Here is a 25,086-nt window from a genome sequence, read left to right on the forward strand (position 1 = left end):
CGTTACCCCAATACGTCGTAATCTTTCTTCGAAACAGGACGAACAAGACTTAGCACACCGGTACGAGCCAATGCACCCGCTAAATAGTAAGCGAATACGCCCGCGATCAAAGCGCTGCCCAGTAGACGAAGTCCAATAAACAAACAGTAGTTCCAGAACGTGAGTTGATCAATATAGCCATAGTAATTATCCACAACCAACGATAACCCTGCGGATGCGAATGAGGCTAGGATGGTCACGCCAACATTTGCACGACGGTAAAGGAAAAGGGCAAAAACGAGTTCAGCACCAAGCCCCTGCAGCAACCCATATACTAGCGTTGATACACCCCAAGAGCCACCAAAAAGCGCCTCAATCGTGGCAGCCGCTACTTCAGCCAATAAGGCAACGCCGGGTTTGCGAATAACCAGAAACGCGAAGGTCGCTGCCATAAACCACATGCCATAGCTCAATTGCTCCGCGTGAAGACCGAATGGTTTCAAAACATCGTACATCGGCCCCCATACGCGATAAATTACACCAAACACCGCTGCGATCACAATGGTGATCAAAATATCGGTCAATTTCAAACCCTTTGCTGCTGTTTCTTTTTGTGCCATCTGTTTGTTCGACTCCTTTACATATATAAATGTGTAAAATGAGATAGGCAAACACGAAAAAAAAGCCCACCGGGTAGCGGCAGGCATAAAATTAGTGCAAAAAGGCACTTCATTCTCTACGCTGGCATTACCCAGATCAGATTAACGGTCAGTGGCATGGGGCCACTATCTCAGCCTGACTTCATCAAGCACCCGTGTTGCTATTCATTTGGCTTAACTGTAGCGGATTGCCAACTTTTTAGCAATCCTTTTTTTGGGGCATTCGCTCTACTTTTCAATCAAATGCTGCAAATCATGCGTCAATTCGTTCAGTTGGCGAATGCTGTCTACGATATCTCACCATTAATCCATTTCTTCTGTGCAATTCCAATCGTTGTTCTGACACTGGAACTTCTCTCCTTTTTTCTACATCAAATGACATTTTATTACATCATTCAAGTAAAGGGATGAATAACCCTCTATTTGGAATGATAAAGAGATAATCTTCACGAAGAAATTGACTTCTAGCTAATAATGAAACTACAATACGTAGTGTTCATACTTAAAATTTATTCTAAAGGAGACATTTATAATGGATCATTCAACTATGCAGCACGGACCTGATTTTATGGCTATTTTGCTTTACATAGGCTTGGCCATTTTTGTTTTGTCGATTATTGGCTATGTGTTGGCCGCGAAAGCGCACAAACAAAACACAAGTCGATTGAAAAAAGTAGAGAAACAGGCTCTGAAAAAAAAGCAAAAGACCTGGCTGCTTCTCTCTCACACCCTTGTTATTATCGCGATATGCTGTGTGGGAACCTCGCTTATTCAGCAAAATTCCAGCAAATACAGTGTAGAAAAACTGAATTTTAATGCTCCTATCCAGGTCGTGACAGATAAAGATTATGGACGAGGGCATGCTGAGGGCACACTATCCTATGAGATGAAAATCCCGACCTCTGGTACACATAGTCCACATGACTTAAAGTTCGGCTTTTATAAGGACAGACCCTCCTATGAAATGCTTGTTCATAATTTAGAGCACGGCGATATCATTATTCACTACCGCCCTGATGCTCCTAAAGAACTGCTAGATCGACTCGACTACTTGGCGCATTTCAAGAAAGCCGGTGCTGGTGTACTAGCTGTACCGAATCCAGATGTACCTAGTGATCAGGAGGTCGTCGTAACCGCATGGACGAAAACGATGCAGCTTACGAAGTTTGACGAAGCAAGTGTGGGAACGTTCATCTACCAGAACATTGATAAAGGACCTGAACAAATTCCTTCCGAAATACGTCGCGGCGGCGGTACCATGTAATTGAGTTTGATAGGTTTTACTTGTACTACTTTCGAATCGTTTCACGGTCGGATACTAAATCCGTTGGTACTAAGCCGGTTAGACGCCTGAATACACGGTAAAAATAAGATGGATCATTGTACCCGATGAACTCGGAGATCTCGGTCACTGACAGCGCAGAATGTCTAAGCATGTAGATCGCCGTTTTGATCCTTGTAGCATGGACGAACTCGCTGATCGTTTGACCTGTTACTTTGCGAAAAAGTACCGCAGTGTAGTTCGGAGATCGGCTTATACAAGCGGCAAGCTCGTCTTTGGTAACGTGTTCACGGTAATGGTTTTGAATGTAGCTTTTCATCTGCTCCACTAGCTGCGCAGTAGCGGTCGTTGTCGTATCTTGGTCCCACTCTCTATGGAGATAGACAAACAGCTCTTTGAGCAGCGCTTCACACAGCGTTAGGTAATAGGATTGTTGGTCTTGCCACTGCTGATGGATAAGCCGCAAACGATCGACAATCAACTCGTATTTACCCGTTAATCGGCTAGTATAATGCGGCAGCTGGAGGAGTGGGAACAGCTCAACTGCTGCATCAGCGGTGAATTGAACCACGTACTTTTCATGGATCTGGGTCGGTACACTTCTTCCATAAAAGGGAGTTTTGCTCGGAATGAGCAGCCATTGCCCTTTCTCAGCTACCTGCTTCTTTTCATTGATCCAATACACACATCGGCCATAGGTAACGAGAACAAGCGTCCAATTGGGGCACCCGTCTAACTCTTCCTTGTACCAATTGCTGCTCTTATCATAAGTAAAGGTTATCACCTGCATAACGGCACCCCTCTGCATACTATAGTACATATATCATACTATAGTTCATAGAACTTCGGCTCATTTAGGCATATAATGAAGCCAAAATTCATTCGTTACTATTGAAAGGAAGTCCTAAACACCATGCGTAAAACAAAAATCATTTGTACCATGGGACCCGCTTGTGATTCCGTCCCTACTCTTAAAGAATTAATTCACGCGGGCATGAGCGTCGCCAGATTGAATATGGCTCATGGCGATTTAGATGAGCATCGGGTACGCATTCAGCGCGTACGACAAGCAGCTGGGGAGCTTGGTGTCATCATCCCTATTCTGATGGATATTAAAGGTCCGGAAATCCGCATCGGTCAATTGAAAGATGCTTCCTACGATTTGCAAAGCGGCGATCACATAGTGCTCACAACTGAACAAATTATCGGCGATTCTAGCCGTGTTTCCGTCAATTACCCTGGTCTTCCGCAGGATGTTAAGCCTGGGAATCTCATTCTTATCGATGACGGCTCTATAGAGCTGCGTGTAGAAATGATTGACGGTACCGAAGTTACTTGCAGCGTCTTGAATCAAAGTGTCTTGAAGCAGCGTAAAGGTGTTAATTTACCGGGCGTGCGTACCTCCCTGCCTGGTGTAACTGAGCGCGATGTGATGCATATTAAGTTCGGAATTGAAGAGAATATTTCCATCATCGCGATGTCTTTCGTTCGTAACGGAAACGATGTTAGAGAAGTTCGCGGGATTTTGGAACAGCATGGCGCTGCGTTTACGCCGATTATTTCGAAGATTGAGAACGAAGAAGGCATGACGAACTTCGCTTCGATCCTTGAAGCTTCCGACGGTATCATGGTTGCGCGGGGCGATCTAGGCGTCGAGATTCCGACGGAGGAAGTTCCGATTGCGCAGAAAGACATGATTCGCGCTTGTAATTTAGCTGGCAAGCCTGTTATTACGGCAACGCAAATGCTGGATTCCATGCAGCGCAACCCTCGCCCAACACGCGCAGAAGTGAGTGACGTGGCGAATGCGGTGCTTGATGGAAGCGACGTTGTCATGCTTTCCGGCGAGACAGCTGCAGGCAAGTATCCCATCGAGTCCGTAACGATGATGGCGACGATCGCTGAGCGCGTAGAGCAAACCATGGAGCGCAGCTCCTTGATCGACGCGCAGCTTCAGTCGAACAACGAAGTGACTGAGGTGCTGTGTCAAGCGGTTGTATCATCCGCTAACAAGCTGCACGCTGCAGCGATCTTGACGCCAACGGAGAGCGGCTTCACTGCTCGGATGATCGCGAAGTACCGCCCGGAAGCACCGATTATCGCGGTGACGTCCAATGAATCTGCGATCAACTACTTGAGCATGGTGCAGGGCGTTATCCCAATCCTTGGCGAATTCTGCGACTCCACTGACGCGATGATCCGCTCTGCCATCGGTCAAGCTGAGACACTCGGCTACGTGAAGAAGGGTGACATCACTGTCGTCTCCGCCGGTATCCCAGTGGGGAAATCAGGAACGACTAACCTGTTGAAGGTTGAGCGGGTTTAGACCGTCTGCTGTGTCCTTCACCAGACTTATACGAAATGTTCAGCAAAGACACCTCTGGGTGTCTTTTTTTGTTTGGTGGCTTGGGAATTTCCCTGAATTTCGCCTAAAGTCATTACTCCCTTTTGGGGCAAACTAATCTGGCTAAATGATGATGGAATAACGGAGGCCCCATGATTATCCGACTTGGATTCGTGTCTATGGCGATGGCGATTTTTAATAATACCCCTAGCTCCACCTTTACATACAAACTGTTCTCACAGCGTCCGCGTGAGGAAGCTTTGCAGCGAGCCATTGAGATCGGACGCAAAAATCTCGAAGCGACTCAGCGGATCCTATACTATAATGCCGCTCATGGTATTCACTTATTTCGACTATCGTCGTCGCTCATTCCTCTCGCTACTCATCCGGATGTGCAGATTGATGTGGCCACCGAATATAAAGATGAGCTTCGAAAGCTCGGCGACTTCGCGTACGCGCAGGGAATCCGCTTGAGTATGCATCCTAATCAATTCACGCTGCTAAACGGGAGTGACTCGGTTGTGGAGGCCGCTATTAGGGACTTGTTCTATCACGCGGCGATTTTGGATGGGATGAGACTTGATGAGTCAGCTATCATCAATATCCATGTTGGCGGTATGTACGGAGATAAAGCAGCCGCCACAGAGCGGCTATTTGCTAAGATACCGGATGTGCCTGAACATGTTATGCGGCGTCTTACTTTTGAGAATGATGACAAAACTTACACGCTAGAGGAAACGCTGGCCGTGAGCGAAAGGCTGCAGCGCCCATGCATGCTGGATTTGCACCATGATTGGTGCAATCCATCCGCAACCTCCCCCATCGAACTACTGCCAGACATCGCTAAGACCTGGGGTGACATTCCGATGAAAATTCACGTCTCCTCGCCAAAGGATGAGAAAGAGTTCCGATCTCATTCCGACTACATTGAACCCGATCAGCTCATCCCTTTTCTGAAGAGCTGTAAGGAGGTCGGCCTCCCCCGTATCGACGTCATGATTGAAGCCAAAATGAAAGATCTAGCCTTGTTCCGGCTCGCGGAGCAGCTTGGAAAAATTCGCGGCGTGAAACGAGTGGATGGCGGCGTTTTGACGTGGTAGAACAAAAAACCGTTTCTGACCAACAATCAGAAGCGGTTTTTATTCGCTGTCGTATCCTTTTTATCCAATGAAACCGTATGAATGTAGCTCTTCACATGCTTTATCGCATTAATTTCACCACCAATGATAATGATGAGCGCAGAAATATAGAACCAGGTCATGAGCACGATGATGCCCCCGACACTGCCGTAAGTGGCGCTATAATTCGTGAAGTGATTGACATAGAAGGAAAATCCGAAGGATGTTAATTGCCACCCTGCTGCCGCAAATATCGCTCCAGGAAGGATACTTTTGCAGGTCAAACACGTATTGGGCGCTATGTAGTAAATTCCGATGAAGACGACAAATACGATCACAAAGTTCACGATCCAGCGTAGGTTGTTCCACAGATCCACTTGTTTAGATGAAATGGAAATGTTAGCAAGCGTCCAGTCCCCGATCCAATGACCAAACACACTAAGCAGCAACGCTGAAGCGATGACAATGAGCATGCCCAGGGTCAGCATTACAGCGAGAAAACGCGAGTGTATAAAGCTTTTTCGCTCCGGCAGCCCATATGCTTTGTTTACCGCGACGACGATCGCATTCATCGCTGCGCTGGCACTCACCAAAGCCAATATTAACCCGAAGGAAAGTGTGCCTCCTCTTTTCACATCAAGCAGGTTGCTAAGCGTTTCCTCGATCCACCCGGAGACTGCCCCCGGAATATATTCTTTAATGAGTCCGATGACATCATCCGAGGAGAACGGCAAATACCCCAATAAACTCAGAATAAACAGCAGAAAGGGGAACAGGGATAGCAGAAAATAGTAGGCACATTGGGCAGCAAGCCCTGTGGCATCGTGCTTTTCGAACTGATTCCAAAGCAATTTTAAGTAAGATATCCCCATGTACATATATGTCCTTTCATCGGTCTATAAATGTGATAGAATAGGTAGTCCAGTATTGCTATGAAACAGGTGATGATTTTGACTTCTCTTTCTATTTACCCTACACCATTAGGTACGAAACAAACCACGGAGCGACCTATCCCGCATGCGCGTATGGCGCTTTTAACGAATAGTTCCGATTTTGTGTCAGATAGCGATCGTGACGCTTACTTTTTCCGCGACTTGGAAAGCCATCAGATTCTCCTGAATGAAGCGCAGGTACAGGCTGTGCGCCATTTCAAAGGTCCCCTACTTACCCTGGCGGGAGCCGGTTCCGGGAAGACAACTGTTCTGGTGTGCCGAGTTGCTTATTTACTGCGTGTCCACCGGGTCCATCCGTCGAATTTGTTATTGATTACTTTTTCGAAAAAGGCCGCCGAAGAAATGCGGGAACGTCTCACGTCCATGCCGGGTCTTGATCATAGTATGACCAATACGATGCAAGTTCGGACATTTCACGCTTTTTGCCTAAGATTACTGCGAATGAACGGGTTACAACAAGAGATTCTGAGTGATGGCCGCTATCAGCAAATTGTCTTCAAGCGCATCATGCTGGGCATGGGGCTGCAGGATACATACCAACCCGAAGTGCTCATTTCCTTGCTTTCCTCTTATAAAATGCAGCTGATCGAGGTCGAAGACCTCCCTGAAGGAACGGAAGAAGATAAAGAAGTGAAGCGGATTTTCATGCAGTATGAGCAGTGGAAAATGGAACAGCAAAAGATTGATTTTGATGATATTTTGATCAAAGCCTACCACCTATTGCAGCAAAATACCGATGTCTTGCGCTCGCTGCAGCGAAAATTCACTTATATCAGTGTCGATGAGTTCCAAGATACGAATACCGTGCAATACGAAATCATTCAAATGATTGCAAAGGACCACGGGAATTTGATGGTTGTTGGTGATGATGACCAGACGATTTATTCGTTTAATGGCGCGAGAAATGAATTTATTCTACAGTTCCATGAAAAGTATCCTGCTGCGAAGACGGTTACTCTTGATATTAATTACCGTTCTACTTCAAGTATCGTCGGTCTAGGGAATGCGATCATCAAACACAACATGCAGCGTAAATGTAAGACCCTTCTAGCAACCAAACAAAGTGAGACCAAGCCGCAATATGTGAAACCTATGAATAGTGATGACGAGGCCGATTGGTTAGTTAACGATCTTCGGATTAAAGTAGCCGAGGGTGGCAGCGAGTATGGCGATTTCGCTATTTTGTATCGGACAGCCAGCAACAGCCGAGCGATTATCGAGCAGTTAATTCTTCATAATTTGCCTTTTGTGGACTACGGAAGCAATGACTCCTTCTACGATCAGTGGATGGTGAAGCCGATTATCGATCACTTAAGGCTTGCCCATGAACGCCGCAATTTCGAAGCCATAGAAGGTGTACTCCCTTCATTATATATAGGACGAGACCAAGGCATGCGGATTATTCAAGATCAGGAAGCGATTCAGGCGAAAAAGTGGCCGCTCATCCACCTGCTCGGTCTGCCGCAGCTGAAGGATTTTCAAAAAGAAAAGCTGAAGAACCGCATCCGACTCATTAAATCGCTTGCTGAAATGAAGCCTTTGGATGCCGTTCAGGCGATTCGCAAGGATTTCTATGATGCTTTCCTGGAGACGAACAAGCGCAGCAAGCTGACGAGTCACAGAGAGATGCTGAAGGAAACGCTGGACGAGCTGGAGTCTTCGGCCAAGCGGTTCGATACGGTGGAGCAATTTCTTTATTTTATCCATGAGGTGGCGGAAAAACGCATCGAAATGAGCCGGCTCCAAAAAGAACAATTCGCGAATAAAATTTCGCTCATGACGATTCATAAATCGAAGGGACTGGAGTTCCCGATCGTGTACTTGCTCTGTGCAATTGAGGGCAATATGCCGCATAGCTCGGCACTCGATGCCAGCCATCTGGACGATGTGAAGATGGCTGGTGTTACAGGGCGCGACAAGGGAACTGCCGCGCTGGAGGAAGAACGGCGACTCGCCTACGTCGCCGTCACGCGCGCCAAGGCCGAGCTGCTGATCAGCTCGCCGGCGTTTTATCGCGGGAAGAAGGCGGAGCCTTCCCGCTTCCTACTGTCCGCGTTCTCTGGCGCGGACACGGTGGACAGCCGCAAGCCCGCTGCGGCTGTGGGTACAGCAGCGGCGCGGCGACCGGCCGCCGCTGGGAAACCCGCCGCCGCGACTGAGCGGGTCGCGGCGTGGATCTGCGAGCAGGCCGGCTGCAAGGCCTGGTCACGCATCTCTTCGCCGCAGGAAGCGAAGCTTGCGGCGAAGGCGTGCCCCTTGTGCAGCACAGCCATGGTCAAGGGCAGCCGCATGGTTTCGCTCACGCGTTAGCCGAGCATTGCCTACATGCTCCCTTCTAACACGGGTAGAATTCACCCGTATTTGTTGGAGGGATTACCTAGGCTACTCTACTGCTGTCGGCTTATGCTGTCCTTTGGCGACAATGTTTGTCAATGTTGATGCAATAAAATCAAGTACACCCAAGTCGAATGTATTGAAACATTCACTTGCTCATCCGTGAAAGTTGTACATTGTACAACTTTAGGCAAGCAAATCCCCATTTTCCACGCGATTGTTGCATAAATTACAACAATTACAGCCAAAAGTAGCTCTATAGCATGGGATGAGGCTAAATAGAATTGTTGTACAACATACAACAATCTTTAGCTTGCACAGAAGAAATCAAGGAAATTGTTGTACGTTGTACAACTTGCCTTCCTAATCTTCCAATAGTCACTTACCGAGCCGATGATTATGCATTTATCTACAATCTCACTCAGCTCAGCGGCAAATCCATAGCTAAACATGCTAAATAGGGGTAAGCTTCACCTTACCCCATAACAGAAATAAAAGCAGCAATCCCTAGTGGGAATGCTGCTCTTTTTTCTGTTACACAAGTTCTTTCAAAGCATCTAAAGCCGCATCATAATTCGGATGCTCCTTCATCTCCGTTAAATACTCCACATAACGAACCGTATTGTTCTCATCCAAGATGAATATCGCACGCTGATCGAGCTGAATCTCTTTAATCAAAACGCCATATGCTTGGCCGAAAGCACGGCTTTTATAATCAGATAAGGTTACGACTTTATCAATGCCTGCAGCCCCGCAGAAACGACTCAGTGCAAAAGGAAGATCCACGGAAATCGTCAATATGACGACATTATCGCCTAGCTTATCTGCTTCCACATTGAAACGACGCGTCTGTGCATCGCATGTGCCCGTATCCACGGAAGGGACGACTGAAATCAGCTTCACTTTGCCTGCATAATCCGATAGGCTGACCTCTGTCATTAAATCCTTATTCACTTTGAAATCTGGCGCTTGATCCCCAACCTTAATCTCCGGTCCTAGCAAAGTAATTGGATTCCCTCCTGCTGTTGCTACCCCTGTGCGTTCTTGTACCTGTGTCATATTCGTATTCCTCCTGTAATTTTATATGTTTTAACAAATTAGATTCGTTGTATGTTATGCCTTCTCGATAACTGCTTTAAGCTTCTCTTTAGGTTGTACCCCAACCATCTGATCAACCAATTGTCCATCCTTGAAAACGAGCAGAGTAGGGATACTCATGACGTTATATTTGGAGGCGGATTCTGGGTTATCATCCACATTGATTTTTACAATCTTGGCTGCATCGCCGATCTCAGCAGATAGTTCATCTAGGATGGGAGCGATTATTTTACAAGGTCCGCACCAAGGGGCCCAAAAATCTACAAGTACAGTACCTGCTTCAATTTCATTGTTAAAAGTAGCATCGGAAATTTGTTTAACTGACATGGCTAATTCCTCCTAAAGGTTTTTATTATTAAAAGCATTAAGCATGCTGTTCTGAAATAAATCGTTCACAATCTAGTGCGGCCATACAACCGCTTCCTGCCGATGTAATCGCTTGGCGATAAATGCGATCCTGCACATCCCCACAGGCGAATACACCAGGCACAGTCGTTTGTGACGTTCCGGGAATAACCTGCAAATATCCGAGTTCATCTGTTGGCAGCTGTCCGCCTAGGAAGCCTGTATTCGGAGTATGTCCAATCGCAAGAAAAATTCCATCGGCCTCCAGCAGTTCTTCCTCACCAGTTACGTTATTGAGCACCATAAGTCCGGTCACTCCAAGAGGGCCAGCTACAACTTCAAGCGGTGTCCGATTGAGACTCCAGGCAACTTTTTGATTGCTGCGGGCGTGATCCTGCATGATTTTCGATGCTTTCAGATCGTCACGGCGATGCACAACGCGCACTTCGGAAGCGAATCGAGTCAAGAACTGTGCCTCTTCCATCGCGGTATCCCCACCGCCAATTACGATAATCTTCTTGTTTCTAAAGAAAAATCCATCGCAAGTTGCACAGGTGCTAACGCCTTTACCAATATTATCGGATTCACCGGGAATGCCCAGTTTCTTGGCCGTTGCCCCTGTTGAAATGATTAGCGAATCCGCCGTCAATTGACCTCCATCCTCTAAAAACAAGGTGAATGGACGTTTGGACATATCGACTTCTGAGACCCGACCTGGCTGAATCGTAGCACCGAAACGCAAGGCCTGTTTACGCATATTATCCATCAACTCCGGCCCCGTGATGCCATCCGGGAACCCTGGGAAGTTGTCTACTTCTGTGGTGGTAGTTAACTGCCCTCCAGGTTGTATACCTTCTATGACTAAAGGCGACATGTTCGCCCTTGCCAGGTAAATCGCTGCGGTTAACCCGGCTGGTCCAGTTCCGATAATGATCGCTTTGTGATGCATAGGAACGCCTCCTTGATGCTTCATGTTATTTGTATGATTTTGTATTGTTTGTTAGCAATTTAATTTGAAACAACTTTATGAATGAATCATACCAATTCCATTTAATATTGTCAACAATTAATTTGCATACAATATAAATTCAAATACTTAAAACTTTATCTGGTCCATAAAAACGAGCAAAAGCCGCGACAAACGCTGTCGCAGCTTAACCTTGAAAGTGAAATCCAAAGACTTTTGGAATCGAATAAAAAACTCCTTAGCCTTGTACTAACTGAGCTAAGGAGTTTTCACTTTGTACAGCTTACTTATGGCGTCCGGCTTTTCATCTCATCGAGACTCTTGAACTGGTAGCCCTGACTTCTCGCATCGTCAATGATTTTGGCCAGTGCCTCCGTGTTATCTTTGGACACCGAATGAAGCAAAATGACAGCACCTGGATGCAGCTGCGCCATCACATTTTTGTAGGCATACTCCCAGCCCTTCTGATGCTTTGGCTCCCAATCGCGGTAAGCGACGGACCAAAACACGTTCGTATAGCCAAGCCCTTGACTAACTGCTAACGATTGGCTATTAAATATCCCCCGCGGCGAGCGAAGATAGCGCATTTCCTTTTGTACAGTAAGAGTGCTGACCTCATCTTTCACTTGATTTAATTCTTTCTGAATGCGTTCTGCCGATATTTGACTCATATCCGGATGGCTCCAAGAATGGTTGCCGATCAAATGGCCTTCCTGTGCCATTCTCTTTAACAGTTCAGGCTCCGTCCTGATATAATGCCCCGTCACGAAGAAGATCGCGGGTACTTGCTTCTCCTTTAGCACGTCCAAAATCTTACCGGTATAGCCCTGCTCATAACCATTATCGAAGGTTAAGTACAATTCCTTTACAGCTGGATCTCCTGTAAAAATAGCCCCTCGCTGCTTCAACAGAGCTTTGAAGCCCTCTTGGTCAATGGACGGGGCTTGTCCGTTTGAGCTTTTCTTAAACCCAAAATGATAAGACCCGTCGGCCGATGCCATCGTCGCTTGTCCGAACAGTATGGCGAGCACGATCGTCAGAATTCGCATGTATTTCACGGTTAAACATTCACTCCTTGCCTTCTGTGGATTGGTACAGCCTACATAGACTGTTACTAATATGCCACATGTTAGACGGAGATTATGTGTTCTTTTTCAATCTATCACTTTCCCAAAAGCATCCACAATGTCAGCCCCGAAAAGCGTGTCCGACTAGCTTCTGAATTTCTGCGTACGCTTCTCTCGGCGACGTGGCTTGGCGGTATGATCGCGGCGTCGTCATGGCGAGGAATACTTCCACTAAGCCGAGCATTTGCGAAAGCAGCGGTATTTGATCGCCCGTGAGACGATACGGATAGCCAGTGCCATCTACTTTTCATGATGATAAAGGAACGCTTTCTCGACTTCTTGAAAATCGGGGATACCCTCGCACAATTCCTTCGCCATGAAGCAGTGCTCCTGTACCACTTCGAACTCAAACTCTGTCAATTTCCCTTCTTTTTCAAACATATAATCCGGCCCCTCCGAGTAGGCGTAAGCCGTACCCATAACGAGGAAAGTGGAGAGGCTGAGTGAAACGATCATCACTTTGCGTTTCAAACGAATCATCGTGCTGCCCTGCCTCCTTCTTGTTCTGATCTCGCTTACAAACCTATTGTATCCCGCCATACGATTCGTGACTTCGTCCTTTAGAGTAATTTATACCTACTACTTTCGCAGTGTCCTATGGTATACTTTTGTACCAGATACACACCTAATCCACGATTAATGGGGGCTATAATCTTGAATTTATTAGAAGTAAACTACCTGGCCGTACTTGTTGCGACATTAAGCACCATGGTACTTGGTTTCCTGTGGTATTCGCCGGTCTTATTCGGAAATGCATGGGTCAAGCTGCGAAATATGAAAATGGAAGAGATGAAAGGCGGAGGCCCCATCACTTACATCCTTACGGCACTAACCGCATTAGGGGGCGCCTTTATCCTGGCACTTCTTTTGACGCTTGGCAATGAGACAACCTGGTTGACAGGGCTTACGATTGGCCTACTTATCGGCCTAAGCATTTCGCTGAAAATCGGGATGAATTATTTGTTTGAGAATAGCAAGCTGCAGTTGTATTTCATCACCATCGGCTACCACATGGTATCCTATTTGATTGCTGGCATTATCATTGGAGCCTGGCAGTCCTAATGTCATCGGGATAGACTAACAAGAGCGCCTCCACAGGAGACGCTCTTTTTTTATTGCCTCTAACGTGTTTCAAAATCGTCTAAATCGTTTATTCAGGTATATCCCCCCATTCCACTTGGCATTCACTCGAATATACTGGAGCACAAGATCTTTGGGGGTGGAGATAGTGCTTCAACTTAATGGAATCGTTGGCGGTAGCTCACCAATCTCGGTTGGCGCTGGAAAAACGATACTGCTGCAGCAAATACTTATTCGTGTGAAAAGTAAACAAAAGTTAATTTTGAGGGATATCAACTTCTTGTTTAACAATAAAGCCAAGAACTCGAGATCCTTGAGTCGTTCAGATAGTTGGCACATGACCTTTGTGCGGCGTTAAGTATGATGACCAAATGTTTAATCACTAGAAAAGAGGATACAATGAACCGGAAGCAAATGCTCCTGATCAGTACAATGGCCCTTACCTTAAGCATGGGGGGAACCACATGGATTGATCCTTTAAGAGCTAGTCCAATTGCAAATAAACAGAATACTGTTCCTATAAAAGAAGATCTGCTGCATGTCCTGGGGCTATCCTCTGAGGAAGACATTTACATTGCCCAGTATAATGGGTTATCTCTTGCAGATATAGCCGAAGCCAACAAAGTTGATGTTCAGAAAGTCATTGAGCTTCAATTAGCAGAGTTAACCGAACAATTAAATTTACGGCTGTCCAGCGGCAGCATTTCGCCTGAGCAATATGAAGCACAACGTGCTGAATTACCTGAAATTATTATCAAAAGTGTATACGCCATGTAAAAAACGACAACGTCGTCCTTCAGGGACAACTAAAAAACGCCCGCATGGGCGTTTTTTTATGTTACTAACTTGTTGTGAACACACAACTATGTCACTATCAAATGAAGAGAAGCTCATTAGGAAAGGATTACGACTTGATCATGAACTTTCATCAACTTATTCCGCTTGTCCCTCTCATTGAACAGATCGAGACGAATAGTTCCTCTCTTACGGCCGAATGCCCGGCCAATAAGTATCAGCTTATTATCGTACGCCGTGGACACATCACGATACTTGGCCAAGATCAAGAACCGACGGTTTGTTCACAAGCCTATGCCTGCCATCCGGATCAAGGTACCTATTCCATCCAAGTTCCCAAAACCAAAACCGTGGAGTACGTTATCATCACTTACCGAATGCTCCCTGACGAAAACACGTGGACGTTACAAGGCCCACTTACCACACTCAGCGAGATCAAAATTCACTATATGCTGGATGAGCTTATCCGAACAACTCATGATCTTCATCCACTCACGGCTGAAGAAGAGGCTGCCCATATATTTCGTAAGCGAATCATGTTGGAGCGCATTCTCTTCATTTATTTATATGAATCTCAATTGACCCAAGAGAAAAAGTCTTCAGCCGAATCGATTGAAGAGACTCTTTCCTATATGAATGAACATTATATGGTTGAGCTTTCACTTCCGATGTTGGCCAGACGAGCAGGCATGAGTGTAGGTTATTTTACGGTTCTATTCAAAAAGCATACCGGTGCTACGATGATGAATTATTTGTACACACTGCGTATTGAGAAAGCTAAACAAATGTTTCTCCACACCGATTTACTTGCCAAAGAAGTTGCAGGACGCGTCGGTTTTGTTGATTATTTTCATTTCAGCAAGGTTTTCAAGAAAAAAACAGGCTATTCTCCTTCCGTATTCCTTGCAAGCCAAAACAAAATCTAATAATAGGACATGTTCATTATACATATTAGACATGTCCTAAAACGGAATTATTCGGTATGATTCCAAATGAGAATAATAATCATTGTCACGGGGGAAACCGAAAATGAAAAACCATATCGCTCGTCTTTGTCTTATCGCACTGATCAGCGTATTTGCAATAAGCCTTGCAGCTTGTGGCAAAACGACGAATACCGAATCAGCTGCAACAACACCGGCTGCAGCAAGCCAGAAGCCTAGTGCTCAATCCGAGGGTAAAATTACGGTTCAAGATGCGGTTGGAACCGTCGAACTACCTAAGAAACCTGAACGCATTATTACGATGGAATTCGGGTTCACCGATATCCTCGTCACGTTAGGCGTACAGCCTGTTGGTATTGCTGACGACAACAGCCCTGATCTATTCATGGACTCAGTAAAAAGTCAGTTGACAACATACAAATCTGTTGGTTCCCGCTATGAGCCAAACATTGAGCTAATTAGTTCACTTAAACCCGATTTGATCATTGTCGACGTAAACAAACACAAGAATGCCATTCCCCAGCTCAAAGGAATTGCTCCGGTTCTGGTGTTAGATGATTTCCAAGCTGATTACAATCAAATGCTCAAGAACGTTGCAATTATCGCTAAAGCCGTTGGCAAAGAAGAAGAAGGCAAGAAACGCCTAGCTGAGCATCAAACAATGGTTGAGTCTTTGAAAAAGAAACTAGGTTCAACGAATCTTCGTGTTCTTCCCGCAGTTGTGAATCCCAAAGGATTCTTCGCTCATTCTGATCACGCTTATAGCGGTTCCTTCCTAGCGATGCTAGGGTACACGGACCCTATTAAAAATACTGCCGCTTATCCGCAGATCACGCTAGAACAACTGGTTGAAGCCAATCCGCAAGTCCTGTTCCTGCTGCCTACGGAAAAAGAAACCATCATCAAACAATGGGAAACAAACCCGTTATGGCAAAAAATTGACGCTGTAGCGAACAAAAAAGTGTTCACTGTAGAACGACGTGACTGGTCTCTATCGCGTGGATTCCTCGGATCTGAGAAAATCCTCGAGGATATCGTGAAGAATTTGGGGCAATAGTCCAATGAATCCTACATATGAGAAGCAGAGCCGTAAATGGCCTCTGCTCTTCCTTTTTTCTATCTCTATTCTCATTATGATGATGGGTGTGATCTGTAGTTTGAAATGGGGCCAGGCTCAGGTCTCCTGGCGCACCTTGATCGAGGCCGTGACCTACCAAGGCAATGACAAAGCTCACCTCTACATCCAAACACTACGTTTACCACGTGCCATCATGGCATGTATCGTAGGCATGCAGTTAGCCTTAGCAGGATTGCTTACACAGCTAACAACCAAGAACCCACTAGCATCCCCACACATTTTCGGAATTAATGCCGGAGCGGCTTTGGCCGTGGTGGTGGGACTTGTCGTTTTACCCCACTTTGGCAATATAGGCCTAATTGGCTTCGCATTCGCAGGGGCAGCCCTAAGCGCGCTGCTCATTTGGTCATTAGCAGGAACGGGACGTCAGCAATACGTGCGTTTAGCCCTAGCCGGGATAACCATCCACTTCCTCATGTCTTCGCTGACGGAAGGCTTCATTATCATGAATCAGCATGCCACTGACAGCATGATCTTCTGGCTTGTTGGCTCCTTGAATCAAGCGGCTTGGACGGAAGTTCGCATCATTTTACCTTTTTTTGTAGGCGGCATGATGCTATTCAGCTTCATGCTCCCCTCATTCAAGCTGCTGCTAATGGATGACGACATTGCGGCAGGTTTAGGCCAACGTGTTAACCTCGTGCGTGGAATCAGTATTCTACTCGTCATCGTACTCGCCGGATCCGCAGTAGCCTTATGTGGTCCGATTGGTTTCGTTTGTCTCCTTGTTCCGCACATGGCTCGCGCCATGGTCGGCCCGAACTTAACGATTCTTGGCCCGTTTACAGCTCTACTTGGGGGGATTTTGCTTCTATACGCCGACTTCCTCAGCCGCTTTATCGCTTTTCCATTCGAATCACCGGTTGGCATTGTGACAGCTGCGATTGGCGCGCCATACTTCATCTACTTAGCTCGCAAGCAAGGAGGTGCGCGGTGAAGAGGATAGCACGAACAATGCGAAAACCTGTTTTTTCCCTGATGTCAGCATGCGCAATTATGATAGTGCTCGCTATCATCTATGCACATGTGGGCGCCGTGCGGATCCCGCTTGGAGATGTATGGGCAGGATTCATGGATGAGAAGAGTCCGTCTTATTTCATCGTGCATCAGGTTCGATTGCCACGCATCTTGGTTGCAATTTTAGCGGGATTTGGTCTAGCGGTTGGCGGCGTTATTCTACAGAGCTTGGTGAGAAATCCGCTTGCCAGCCCTGATGTTATTGGGATTACCAAAGGGGCTGGATTCATGGCTGCGGCTGTTATCTTTCTCTTTCCCAAATCGCCAAGTTACTTCTTGCCGATTGCTGCGTTCGTCGGTGCCTTCTCTGCATTCCTTCTTCTACTGCTGTTAAGTCGGCGATTAACACTCCCTCCGGCCTCTCTTGCCTTGGTAGGCGTTGCCATTGGGACTGTGTTTCAAGCCGGCACACAGTATTTGATTATCAGACACCCAAGCGACATCAACATGGCGCTGCTCTGGCTGTCCGGAAGCTTATGGAGCCGAAGCTGGCACGATGTGTACACGCTGCTGCCGTGGATCGCCGGGCTCCTGCCTATCGTGTGGGCGAACTCTGCGAAGCTGAATATTTTTCAGCTTGGTGACGATATCACCACCTCGCTCGGGCTGAACATCGCGAAGCAGCGCTTCTGGCTGCTGCTGCTTGCCGTTGCTCTCGCCGGCATCTCCGTGTCGGCCGTTGGCGCGATCGGCTTCATTGGCCTGATCGCGCCCCATATCGCGCGGAGCATCGTCGGCGCTCGGCATCAATGGCTGATCCCGCTAGCCGCCTTGATCGGCGCCGATTTGATGCTGCTGGGAGACTTGCTCGGCCGCATCATTATCCTCCCGCGGGAAGTGCCTGTGGGCATCATGACCGCCGTCATCGGCGCACCTTATTTTATCTACTTGCTGCGTAGGGAGCGTCTGCGTAGAGGGTAATACACCAAAGAGGATGCAAAACCGATTCACGGTTTGCATCCTTTTTTGCCGGTGAGTAAAGTCAGATACTTTGGGGAGAAATTGTTGTATTTACTGCAACATTCCTGGGGAAAACGCGGATTAGCTGGCCTAAAGTTGTAAAAAATACAACAACCCCTTGACCAGGAGTCATCCCTTGCATGTTACGCATCAACCTGGACTAGCGCTCTCATCCAAAAGATCAGCATAAGCCGTATATGGTCCCTATTCCTTTGCGGGTTACTGTCTACCTTAACTCATACCACGCAGCCGATCCGCAATAACTCTCATCATGCTTCGCAGAACATCAATATTCTGGAAGCAAAAGGTCAACACCAGATCCCGATGAAGCTGCAGCAGGACGGTAGCTTCCTTCGCCGTACAGTCAGCCGAACGAGGACCGCTGTCGATAATCGCCATCTCACCGAAGAACGCGCCTTCCTGTAGAACCGCGTACTCTTCACTGCCTCTATGCACACGAATGCTTCCTTCGATAATGCCATACATGGTATCTCCGAAATCACCTGCGCGGCAGATGACTTCTCCAGGTTCGTAGGCAACTTCTTCCACCATTTGAGCGAGCCAAATGAAATCCTCAGGAGCTAGATGCACGAACAAATCTACTTTTTGCAGCACGAGAATCCGCCGTAAAATGACTTCGTCCTTCGTTAAGCCTTCTGCTGTCTTGGTTACAGGCAATTGCAGGGTGGCTGCGACTTCTGCGTGACTTTGCTCCAGTTCAGACTTAACCGCTGTCTGTCCCCGCTCCAATTCGGATCGCAACCTGCGGGACAGCAGCTTCATCATTTCAACCGCAATGCTGGTCTGATCGAACATCATATCGTAGAAAACAGAGGAATCCAGTCGCCACAGAAGAACATCCTCCTCGGCTTTAATGGTTGCTGTTCGGGCTCCCTGAGTCAGAATCGCCATTTCACCGAAGCATTCTCCCCGCTTCAGCTCGCCTAGCGGCTGCCCACCTCGGTATACGCCGGCTCGACCTCCATCCATAATCATCAGGGAATCTCCTAGATCCCCTTCCTGAATGATGACTGCCCCCTTCTGAACACTCAGTTTATGTAGTCGCCGTGCAATAACAGAGAGATCTCTGCTGATCATCCCTTGGAACAAAGATACATGGCGGAGCAAATGCACGCGATGCATCAAATCCGAGAGATCCTCATTTGGTGAAGTTCTGGGCTTGTCCATGGTGAGATGCTGTATCGCTTGCTTGAGCCAATCATCCCCTTGCGCGGATAACCAGTTCAACTGTTCGCTTAGTGGCATGTCCGTTACGGAATTCCTAACCACCACGCTTGAGCCTGACATAAATGTCGTCATTTCCGTGCGCAGGCTTCCTCGAAGCGTTTGATCGATCACTTCCTCCGCATTGGCCTGCTGCCTGGAATCCCCTTCGGACCAGTCGATATAGACGGCCTGCATCGTTTTCTCTTCATAGATGAGCGATAACAACTGGAAGATGCGTCGACTGATCGCTGTTCGAATTTCTCTTATGATATTCTTGATGTCCGAGCAGCCCTCTATCCCAACAATGCTCGCCCCATGTTCAGCAAACTGCCCATGCAGCTTTAATTCCCGGAGAATATAAGTCTCTACTTTGTGGCTGTCCACAAAAGGTAGTCTCTTATGCATACGAAGCAGCGATTCCAAAATGCGATCACGCATGTCGTAGTTGGCAGCCTCGTAGCAGTCGAACAGCATATCGAAGGCTCTCTGCGTAGCGATTCGTTCGAATACGGCTGGTAAATACAAGCCAATTTCTCTCTGGTTCAAATAAGGCGCTAACTGTGGCAAAATATCCTGCTCATCATAAGCAGCGAGGGCCTGGGTGGCGTAGCGCCGGGTTTGGCTGTCTTTTAACATCGCAACTATCGGTACAATTAACGGAGGTACATGCAGAATAGCGGCAGATTCTAAAGCGCGAATTCGAACCTGCGGACTGCTGTCTTGTAAGAGAGAAATTAGCGGTTTATAGAAATTTTTCACACGAATTTGTCCAAATAAGGCAGCCATCGCAATCCGTTCTTCTTCATGCCCGCTTTCCATCATTTGTTTCAATTTCCCGACCGCTCGAAACATACCTTCAATACTATAATATTTCACCAAACCAGCGATGGCAGCTGCTTGTACCTCCACTGATTGATCTTCTAGATGAACGGTTATTTCATCTACATATTCCTCATTGGCATACGCTGCTAGCGCCATTATTGCCCTAGCTTTCACCTGATTGTTTTCGGTTGCCACCAAGAATTGCAAGATAGGTTCGAAGCCGTCCGGCACCTTTTGCTCCACATAGGCCAAGGCTTCCATACACATTTCAGGAATTGAATGATGCAGCAGTCCGTCTAGATGAGGCGTTAGGTCGAAGGAGTCCATCTCTCGTAAAAGACCGAAGGCGTACAAAGCTTGCTGCTTATCTGAGCTGGATAGCGCATCAATCAGGATTTGCCGACTAGCAGGGTCCATTAGATTGAGTTCAACCTTCTGGAGATCGTCTCCCCCTGTTTTGAGATTAGATAAGAGGGTATGCAGATAGGCTTTCTTGACCTTTATCCCCGCAACGATTCCAATCACAAGCAAAACCAGCACGATATAACTCAATTGTTCAGGAGCAAGCAGCCGCGTTACGATAAGTAAACAAATGGCAGCCAACCCCTTGGCCCCATTGCGGACAATGCCATCTAGGAAGCTCTTCGCTCTGCCCCGCCACTCCGGTGGAACAGGGAACATCACTAATTGGCTCACTGAGGAGTAGAGAGTATCCCCGACAACTTTATCGCTTCCTTTCACGATTACAGCCATAGCCAGTACAGGCAGGACTAAAATACCAAAACTGCCAGCAATTAAGGTAATCGGGAAGACAAGCAAGGCGGTCATCACGCCGAATCGCGTCAAGATGCGACTGGATATAAACAATTGAACAAATAAAGCAATCAACCCGGAGAACCCATAGAAGCTGCCCATAAACCCAGCCAAGGCCTCATTCTGTAAGGTCCCTCTCAGGATCACCTTGAATTGATAATCAATTAATGTGAGAGATAATACGAGTGCTGCAGATAAAATGGCGACATATTTCAGATGAGGAACGCTCGCGAATAAACCTGATTTCCGACGTACGGCCTGCTTCGCCGTTGTTGTCCTAGGCTGAGCCGGTTTGGCTTCTATCGATTCCTTAGCGAAACTTAAGATCAAATAAACGGCCACCAAACCGAGCAGCTGTAGACCCGCATAAAAGTAAATCAGATTCGCTGTGCCTACGAGCGGAACGAGTGCTTTTAGCCCAAACCCGCTTAAAATCCCCCCCGTAATCCCCCCGCTTCCTACGATTCCAATCATCTGCTTGGCTTTCCTCTGATTCATCACTGATGTGGCGAACTGCCAGAAACAAACAATCATCAGGAAATTAAACACGTCATAGCCGATGTAGATAACAGGAAACACCCAACGCAGCTCTAGTCCCACACCAAACCTAGAAACTAGAACCAGTACGGAGATTAGCGGAATTAGGATCTTCATGAGGCTTTCCAACCGAACCTTCGGTGAGTATCGCTGAAAAAGGATCCCCGCCATGATCATGACCAGGGCCTGAGGCAAGTACATCAGAGATAAATAGGAATTATCAAACCGGCTTAAAAAAAGCGTATCTGCCGCGGTTCTCCCGATGGTTGAGGCTGAAACGACACAAAATAAATAAGCGAATAAGAGAAAAACTTTCCCATACTCTTGCTTATCTTCAGCGAATTTATGTAAAAAGATCTGATAAGTTTTGCTAAACATCATACGGCTCATGATACACCTCATTTTAGAATCGACGCTTAAAGACGCCTAATGAAATTGTACCAGAAGTCCTAGGATTAAATAACTAATTTATTAAAAAAAAGAGACACAATCCGTCACAATACTACGAAACTCAACCGAATTAAATCAGCTAAAAAATGCAAAAAAACCGCCCCAGCAATGGAACGGTTCTATGCTATGACGATTTCCTTGCAGATCTTCTCTTTTAAGGCGAAGAACTGGGGACTGTTCTACTCCTTATTGGGATCTCTCATGCTCTTGCGTGCCACCCCTGTACGATAGGCTGCTTCAACAACTGCCTCCCTTACCTTTTCCACCACTTTCTGGTTAAAAACGCTTGGGATAATATAAGTCTCATTCAATTCTTCATCGGTTACTACGGATGCAATAGCCTGAGCAGCCGCCAGCTTCATTTCCTCATTGATCTCACTCGCCCTGCAATCCAAAGCGCCGCGGAAAATACCGGGAAAGCAAAGAACGTTATTGATTTGATTCGGCTTATCAGATCTCCCTGTAGCCATCACTCTCACATAGGGCTTGGCAAGCTCGGGATCGATCTCCGGCATGGGGTTCGCCATCGCGAAGACAATCGGGTCCCTCGCCATGGATCGAACATCATCTACTGTTAAAATGTTAGGAGCGGAAACGCCAATGAATACATCCGCATGCTGGATAACGTCGGACAAACTCCCTGCTTCCAAGTTCGGATTCGTCATCTGGGCAAACTCGGTCCAATGCGCATTGTCGTACTGTGTATTTCGGTTAATCGCGCCATAGCGGTCCACTCCGATTAAGTTACGCACGCCAGCGGCGAGCAGCATCTTAGAGCAAGCGATACCTGCCGCCCCAATGCCGTTAACAACAACTTTAATGTCCGACATTTGTTTGCCTGTTATTTTCAGCGCATTCAACAATCCGGCAAGCAGCACGACAGCCGTCCCGTGTTGGTCATCATGAAACACGGGAATATCGAGTTCACGCTTCAGCCGTTCTTCGATCTCAAAGCAGCGAGGCGACGATATGTCCTCTAGATTGATGCCTCCAAACGCTGGAGCTATCGCTTTGATGATGCTGACGATTTCGTCCGGATCCTTCGTGTCAAGGCAGATTGGGAATGCATCCACGCCCGCGAATTGTTTGAACAGCATCGCTTTGCCTTCCATCACTGGCATCGCGGCCAACGGTCCGATGTCGCCAAGCCCAAGTACAGCCGTACCGTCGGATACCACTGCGATCATATTCCGTTTGATCGTCAGCAAATAGGCTTTGCTTGGCTCTTCCGCAATGGCGGTACAAATTTGAGCGACCCCAGGGGTATACACCCGGGACAAATCGTCACGGTTTTTGACTGGAATTTTCGAATTTATCTCAATCTTCCCACCTAAGTGGACAAGGAAGGTACGGTCCGATACGTGAATCACCTTTACACCGCTTAGACTTCGAAGAGACTCGCCGATAAGCTGGCTATGTGTTTGATCGAAAACATTCACAGTAATATCGCGGACAGTACTCGTGCGACCGGAAGAAATGACATCTATGCCTACAATGTCTCCCCCTGTCTTTTCTATGGTAGCAGCGATATCGCCGAGCGAGGTTAACTCTTTATCTATTTGAAGCCGAAAAATCATATAAGTCGTTGCACCGCTTGGAACTGACATGTTCCTGTTCACTCTCCCTTTAATTTTGCTCTAATCGAGCCTTTCCTTTCAGCATTATTGCTTGCCTTCCAGCAGCTCAGCTCCCGCGATCCCCGGGTTTGTCATCTCATAAGGATCAAGAATAATCTGCAGTTCCTCTTCCGTCAAAACATTGTAGATCAGACAGAGCTCTCTAACAGGCTTTCCTGTTAAAATGGCTTCTCGCGCAATACGCGCCACCACTTCATAGCCGAGATGTGGGTTAAGCGCCGTAATCACGCCTACACTTTGCTCCACATATTGTTTGCAGCGCTCCACGTTAGCTTCGATCCCTTCCAAACAATACACGCGGAATGCTTGGAATACTTGATTCATCATGCTAAGCGACTGCAATAAATTGAACACCAGCACAGGCTCCATCACATTAAGCTCAAGCTGTCCCGCCTCGGACGCCAGACATATCGTGTGATCGTTGCCGATGACCTGGAAGGCTACTTGATTGACGACCTCCGCCATCACTGGATTCACCTTGCCAGGCATAATAGAAGAACCCGGTTGGCGTGCAGGCAGCTGAATCTCCCCGAGACCGGCGCGAGGTCCTGAAGCGAGCAATCGCAAGTCATTGGCAATCTTGGACATATTGATCATGCACACCTTCAATGCAGACGACACCTCGGTGTAAGCATCCGTATTCTGCGTCGCATCCACCAGATGTTCGGCATTGATAAGCGGCAGTCCACTCAGCTCAGCAAGCACTTCTACAACCCGCTTAATGTAGCGCGGGTCTGCATTTAAACCAGTTCCAACGGCTGTTGCGCCCATGTTGACTTCATATAAATGATCACGTGTTTGCTTAATCCGCTTCATATCGCGAGCCAGCACCCGACTGTATGCCTCAAACTCCTGTCCCAGTCGAATGGGTACGCCGTCCTGCAGATGGGTCCGGCCCATTTTGATAATACTGTCGAATTGAACGGCTTTGTTGCGAAACGCCTCGAGCAGCTGTTCCATCGTCACCAGCAGCTTCTCAATCTGAGAGAGTGCGGCAATATGAATCGCGGTTGGAAACGCATCATTGGTTGACTGAGCCATATTCACATGCGTATTGGGACTTACTGCAAAATAATCTCCCTTTATACCCCCGAGCAGTTCGATAGCCCGATTGGCGATGACCTCGTTGGCATTCATGTTGATGGATGTACCCGCTCCGCCTTGTATCGGATCGACGATGAATTGATCATGCCATTTACCATCAATAATCTCCTGTGCCGCTTGAACGACAGCATTCCCGATGCGAGGGTTCAACTGCCTGATCTCCATGTTCGCCACCGCTGCCGCTTTTTTCACAGTTGCCATAGCACGAATTAATTCTTCATGAATGCGGTAACCTGTTATCGGGAAGTTTTCGACTGCACGCAGTGTTTGAATCCCGAAATAAGCATCTATAGGTACTTCCTTTGAACCAAGAAAGTCTTTTTCCACCCTTAACTGAGCTGTTGTCATTGTCGTAT

Annotated in this window: 23 protein-coding genes; 11 read left to right on the plus strand and 12 right to left on the minus strand. The window is 47.2% G+C overall.

From position 1 onward, the window contains the following. Positions 1-2: 2 nt before the first annotated feature. Positions 3-599, minus strand: a complete 597-nt coding sequence (locus tag QFZ80_RS32020; RefSeq protein WP_307551456.1) for an ECF transporter S component — start codon at positions 597-599, stop codon at positions 3-5. Positions 600-1,170: 571 nt separating this feature from the next. On the opposite strand from QFZ80_RS32020, the gene QFZ80_RS32025 reads away from it, so the two are divergent. After that, positions 1,171-1,902 (plus strand): DUF3105 domain-containing protein, encoded by a 732-nt coding sequence (locus QFZ80_RS32025; protein WP_307551454.1) that lies wholly within the window; start codon positions 1,171-1,173, stop codon positions 1,900-1,902. Positions 1,903-1,927: 25 nt separating this feature from the next. On the opposite strand, the gene QFZ80_RS32030 is transcribed toward QFZ80_RS32025, so the two are convergent. Then, on the minus strand, positions 1,928-2,710 hold the full coding sequence (locus QFZ80_RS32030) for an AraC family transcriptional regulator (RefSeq protein ID WP_307551452.1): 783 nt from the start codon (positions 2,708-2,710) through the stop codon (positions 1,928-1,930). A gap of 123 nt (positions 2,711-2,833) precedes the next feature. Here QFZ80_RS32030 and pyk point away from each other — a divergent pair, with 123 nt between their 5' ends. Further along, complete coding sequence (pyk, locus tag QFZ80_RS32035) at positions 2,834-4,246, plus strand: pyruvate kinase (protein WP_307551451.1); 1,413 nt, start codon at positions 2,834-2,836, stop codon at positions 4,244-4,246. A gap of 170 nt (positions 4,247-4,416) precedes the next feature. Beyond that, a complete protein-coding gene (gene uvsE, locus QFZ80_RS32040) occupies positions 4,417-5,364 on the plus strand; it encodes a UV DNA damage repair endonuclease UvsE (RefSeq protein ID WP_307562771.1) in 948 nt (315 codons plus the stop codon). 26 nt (positions 5,365-5,390) lie between these two features. Here uvsE and QFZ80_RS32045 read toward each other — a convergent pair whose 3' ends face one another. Beyond that, positions 5,391-6,254 (minus strand): YihY/virulence factor BrkB family protein, encoded by an 864-nt coding sequence (locus QFZ80_RS32045; RefSeq protein ID WP_307562773.1) that lies wholly within the window; start codon positions 6,252-6,254, stop codon positions 5,391-5,393. A 60-nt stretch (positions 6,255-6,314) separates the two neighbouring features. Between QFZ80_RS32045 and QFZ80_RS32050 the strand changes: the two genes are divergently transcribed. Continuing rightward, entirely contained in the window at positions 6,315-8,645 is a 2,331-nt protein-coding gene (locus tag QFZ80_RS32050; protein ID WP_307562775.1) for a UvrD-helicase domain-containing protein, read from the plus strand. A 558-nt stretch (positions 8,646-9,203) separates the two neighbouring features. Here QFZ80_RS32050 and tpx read toward each other — a convergent pair. The 6 genes from tpx to QFZ80_RS32075 form a co-directional block, all read right to left on the minus strand. Then, positions 9,204-9,728 (minus strand): thiol peroxidase, encoded by a 525-nt coding sequence (gene tpx / locus QFZ80_RS32055; RefSeq protein ID WP_307551442.1) that lies wholly within the window; start codon positions 9,726-9,728, stop codon positions 9,204-9,206. A 54-nt stretch (positions 9,729-9,782) separates the two neighbouring features. Continuing rightward, complete coding sequence (gene trxA, locus QFZ80_RS32060; RefSeq protein WP_307551440.1) at positions 9,783-10,094, minus strand: thioredoxin; 312 nt, start codon at positions 10,092-10,094, stop codon at positions 9,783-9,785. A gap of 37 nt (positions 10,095-10,131) precedes the next feature. After that, complete coding sequence (gene trxB / locus QFZ80_RS32065) at positions 10,132-11,061, minus strand: thioredoxin-disulfide reductase (RefSeq protein WP_307551439.1); 930 nt, start codon at positions 11,059-11,061, stop codon at positions 10,132-10,134. Positions 11,062-11,366: 305 nt separating this feature from the next. Continuing rightward, positions 11,367-12,128 (minus strand): delta-lactam-biosynthetic de-N-acetylase, encoded by a 762-nt coding sequence (gene pdaA / locus QFZ80_RS32070; protein ID WP_307564293.1) that lies wholly within the window; start codon positions 12,126-12,128, stop codon positions 11,367-11,369. A gap of 139 nt (positions 12,129-12,267) precedes the next feature. Then, positions 12,268-12,408, minus strand: coding sequence for a hypothetical protein (locus QFZ80_RS39220; RefSeq protein WP_483874744.1), 141 nt, complete (start codon positions 12,406-12,408; stop codon positions 12,268-12,270). Between the two features lie 38 nt (positions 12,409-12,446). Then, positions 12,447-12,686 (minus strand): HD domain-containing phosphohydrolase, encoded by a 240-nt coding sequence (locus tag QFZ80_RS32075; RefSeq protein ID WP_307562777.1) that lies wholly within the window; start codon positions 12,684-12,686, stop codon positions 12,447-12,449. A gap of 174 nt (positions 12,687-12,860) precedes the next feature. Here QFZ80_RS32075 and QFZ80_RS32080 point away from each other — a divergent pair, with 174 nt between their 5' ends. The 7 genes from QFZ80_RS32080 (at position 12,861) to QFZ80_RS32110 (ending at position 18,101) form a co-directional block, all read left to right on the plus strand. Continuing rightward, positions 12,861-13,268, plus strand: coding sequence for a DUF1761 domain-containing protein (locus QFZ80_RS32080; protein ID WP_307562779.1), 408 nt, complete (start codon positions 12,861-12,863; stop codon positions 13,266-13,268). A 166-nt stretch (positions 13,269-13,434) separates the two neighbouring features. Beyond that, positions 13,435-13,644 (plus strand): hypothetical protein, encoded by a 210-nt coding sequence (locus QFZ80_RS32085; protein WP_307562782.1) that lies wholly within the window; start codon positions 13,435-13,437, stop codon positions 13,642-13,644. 41 nt (positions 13,645-13,685) lie between these two features. Beyond that, positions 13,686-14,063: a hypothetical protein gene (locus QFZ80_RS32090; RefSeq protein WP_307551432.1), complete on the plus strand. Its 378-nt coding sequence runs from the start codon at positions 13,686-13,688 to the stop codon at positions 14,061-14,063. 140 nt (positions 14,064-14,203) lie between these two features. Then, the gene (locus QFZ80_RS32095; RefSeq protein WP_307562784.1) at positions 14,204-15,007 is read left to right on the plus strand and encodes a helix-turn-helix domain-containing protein; all 804 of its coding nucleotides are present in this window, start codon (positions 14,204-14,206) and stop codon (positions 15,005-15,007) included. A 103-nt stretch (positions 15,008-15,110) separates the two neighbouring features. Then, positions 15,111-16,082 carry an ABC transporter substrate-binding protein gene (locus QFZ80_RS32100; RefSeq protein ID WP_307562786.1) on the plus strand — a complete coding sequence of 324 codons (972 nt, stop codon included), beginning with the start codon at positions 15,111-15,113 and terminating at the stop codon, positions 16,080-16,082. A gap of 4 nt (positions 16,083-16,086) precedes the next feature. Beyond that, complete coding sequence (locus tag QFZ80_RS32105) at positions 16,087-17,100, plus strand: FecCD family ABC transporter permease (RefSeq protein ID WP_307562788.1); 1,014 nt, start codon at positions 16,087-16,089, stop codon at positions 17,098-17,100. A 41-nt stretch (positions 17,101-17,141) separates the two neighbouring features. Beyond that, positions 17,142-18,101 (plus strand): FecCD family ABC transporter permease, encoded by a 960-nt coding sequence (locus tag QFZ80_RS32110; RefSeq protein ID WP_307562790.1) that lies wholly within the window; start codon positions 17,142-17,144, stop codon positions 18,099-18,101. Positions 18,102-18,371: 270 nt separating this feature from the next. On the opposite strand, the gene QFZ80_RS32115 is transcribed toward QFZ80_RS32110, so the two are convergent. The 3 genes from QFZ80_RS32115 to aspA all read right to left on the minus strand — a co-directional run bounded on the left by QFZ80_RS32115 (position 18,372) and on the right by aspA (position 25,078). Continuing rightward, complete coding sequence (locus tag QFZ80_RS32115; protein WP_307562792.1) at positions 18,372-21,929, minus strand: Npt1/Npt2 family nucleotide transporter; 3,558 nt, start codon at positions 21,927-21,929, stop codon at positions 18,372-18,374. Between the two features lie 239 nt (positions 21,930-22,168). Beyond that, entirely contained in the window at positions 22,169-23,596 is a 1,428-nt protein-coding gene (locus QFZ80_RS32120; RefSeq protein ID WP_307551425.1) for an NAD-dependent malic enzyme, read from the minus strand. A 54-nt stretch (positions 23,597-23,650) separates the two neighbouring features. Then, positions 23,651-25,078 (minus strand): aspartate ammonia-lyase, encoded by a 1,428-nt coding sequence (aspA, locus tag QFZ80_RS32125; RefSeq protein ID WP_307562794.1) that lies wholly within the window; start codon positions 25,076-25,078, stop codon positions 23,651-23,653. Positions 25,079-25,086 lie beyond the last annotated feature (8 nt).

Source organism: Paenibacillus sp. V4I7, from assembly GCF_030817275.1.
GTDB lineage: Bacteria > Bacillota > Bacilli > Paenibacillales > NBRC-103111 > Paenibacillus_E.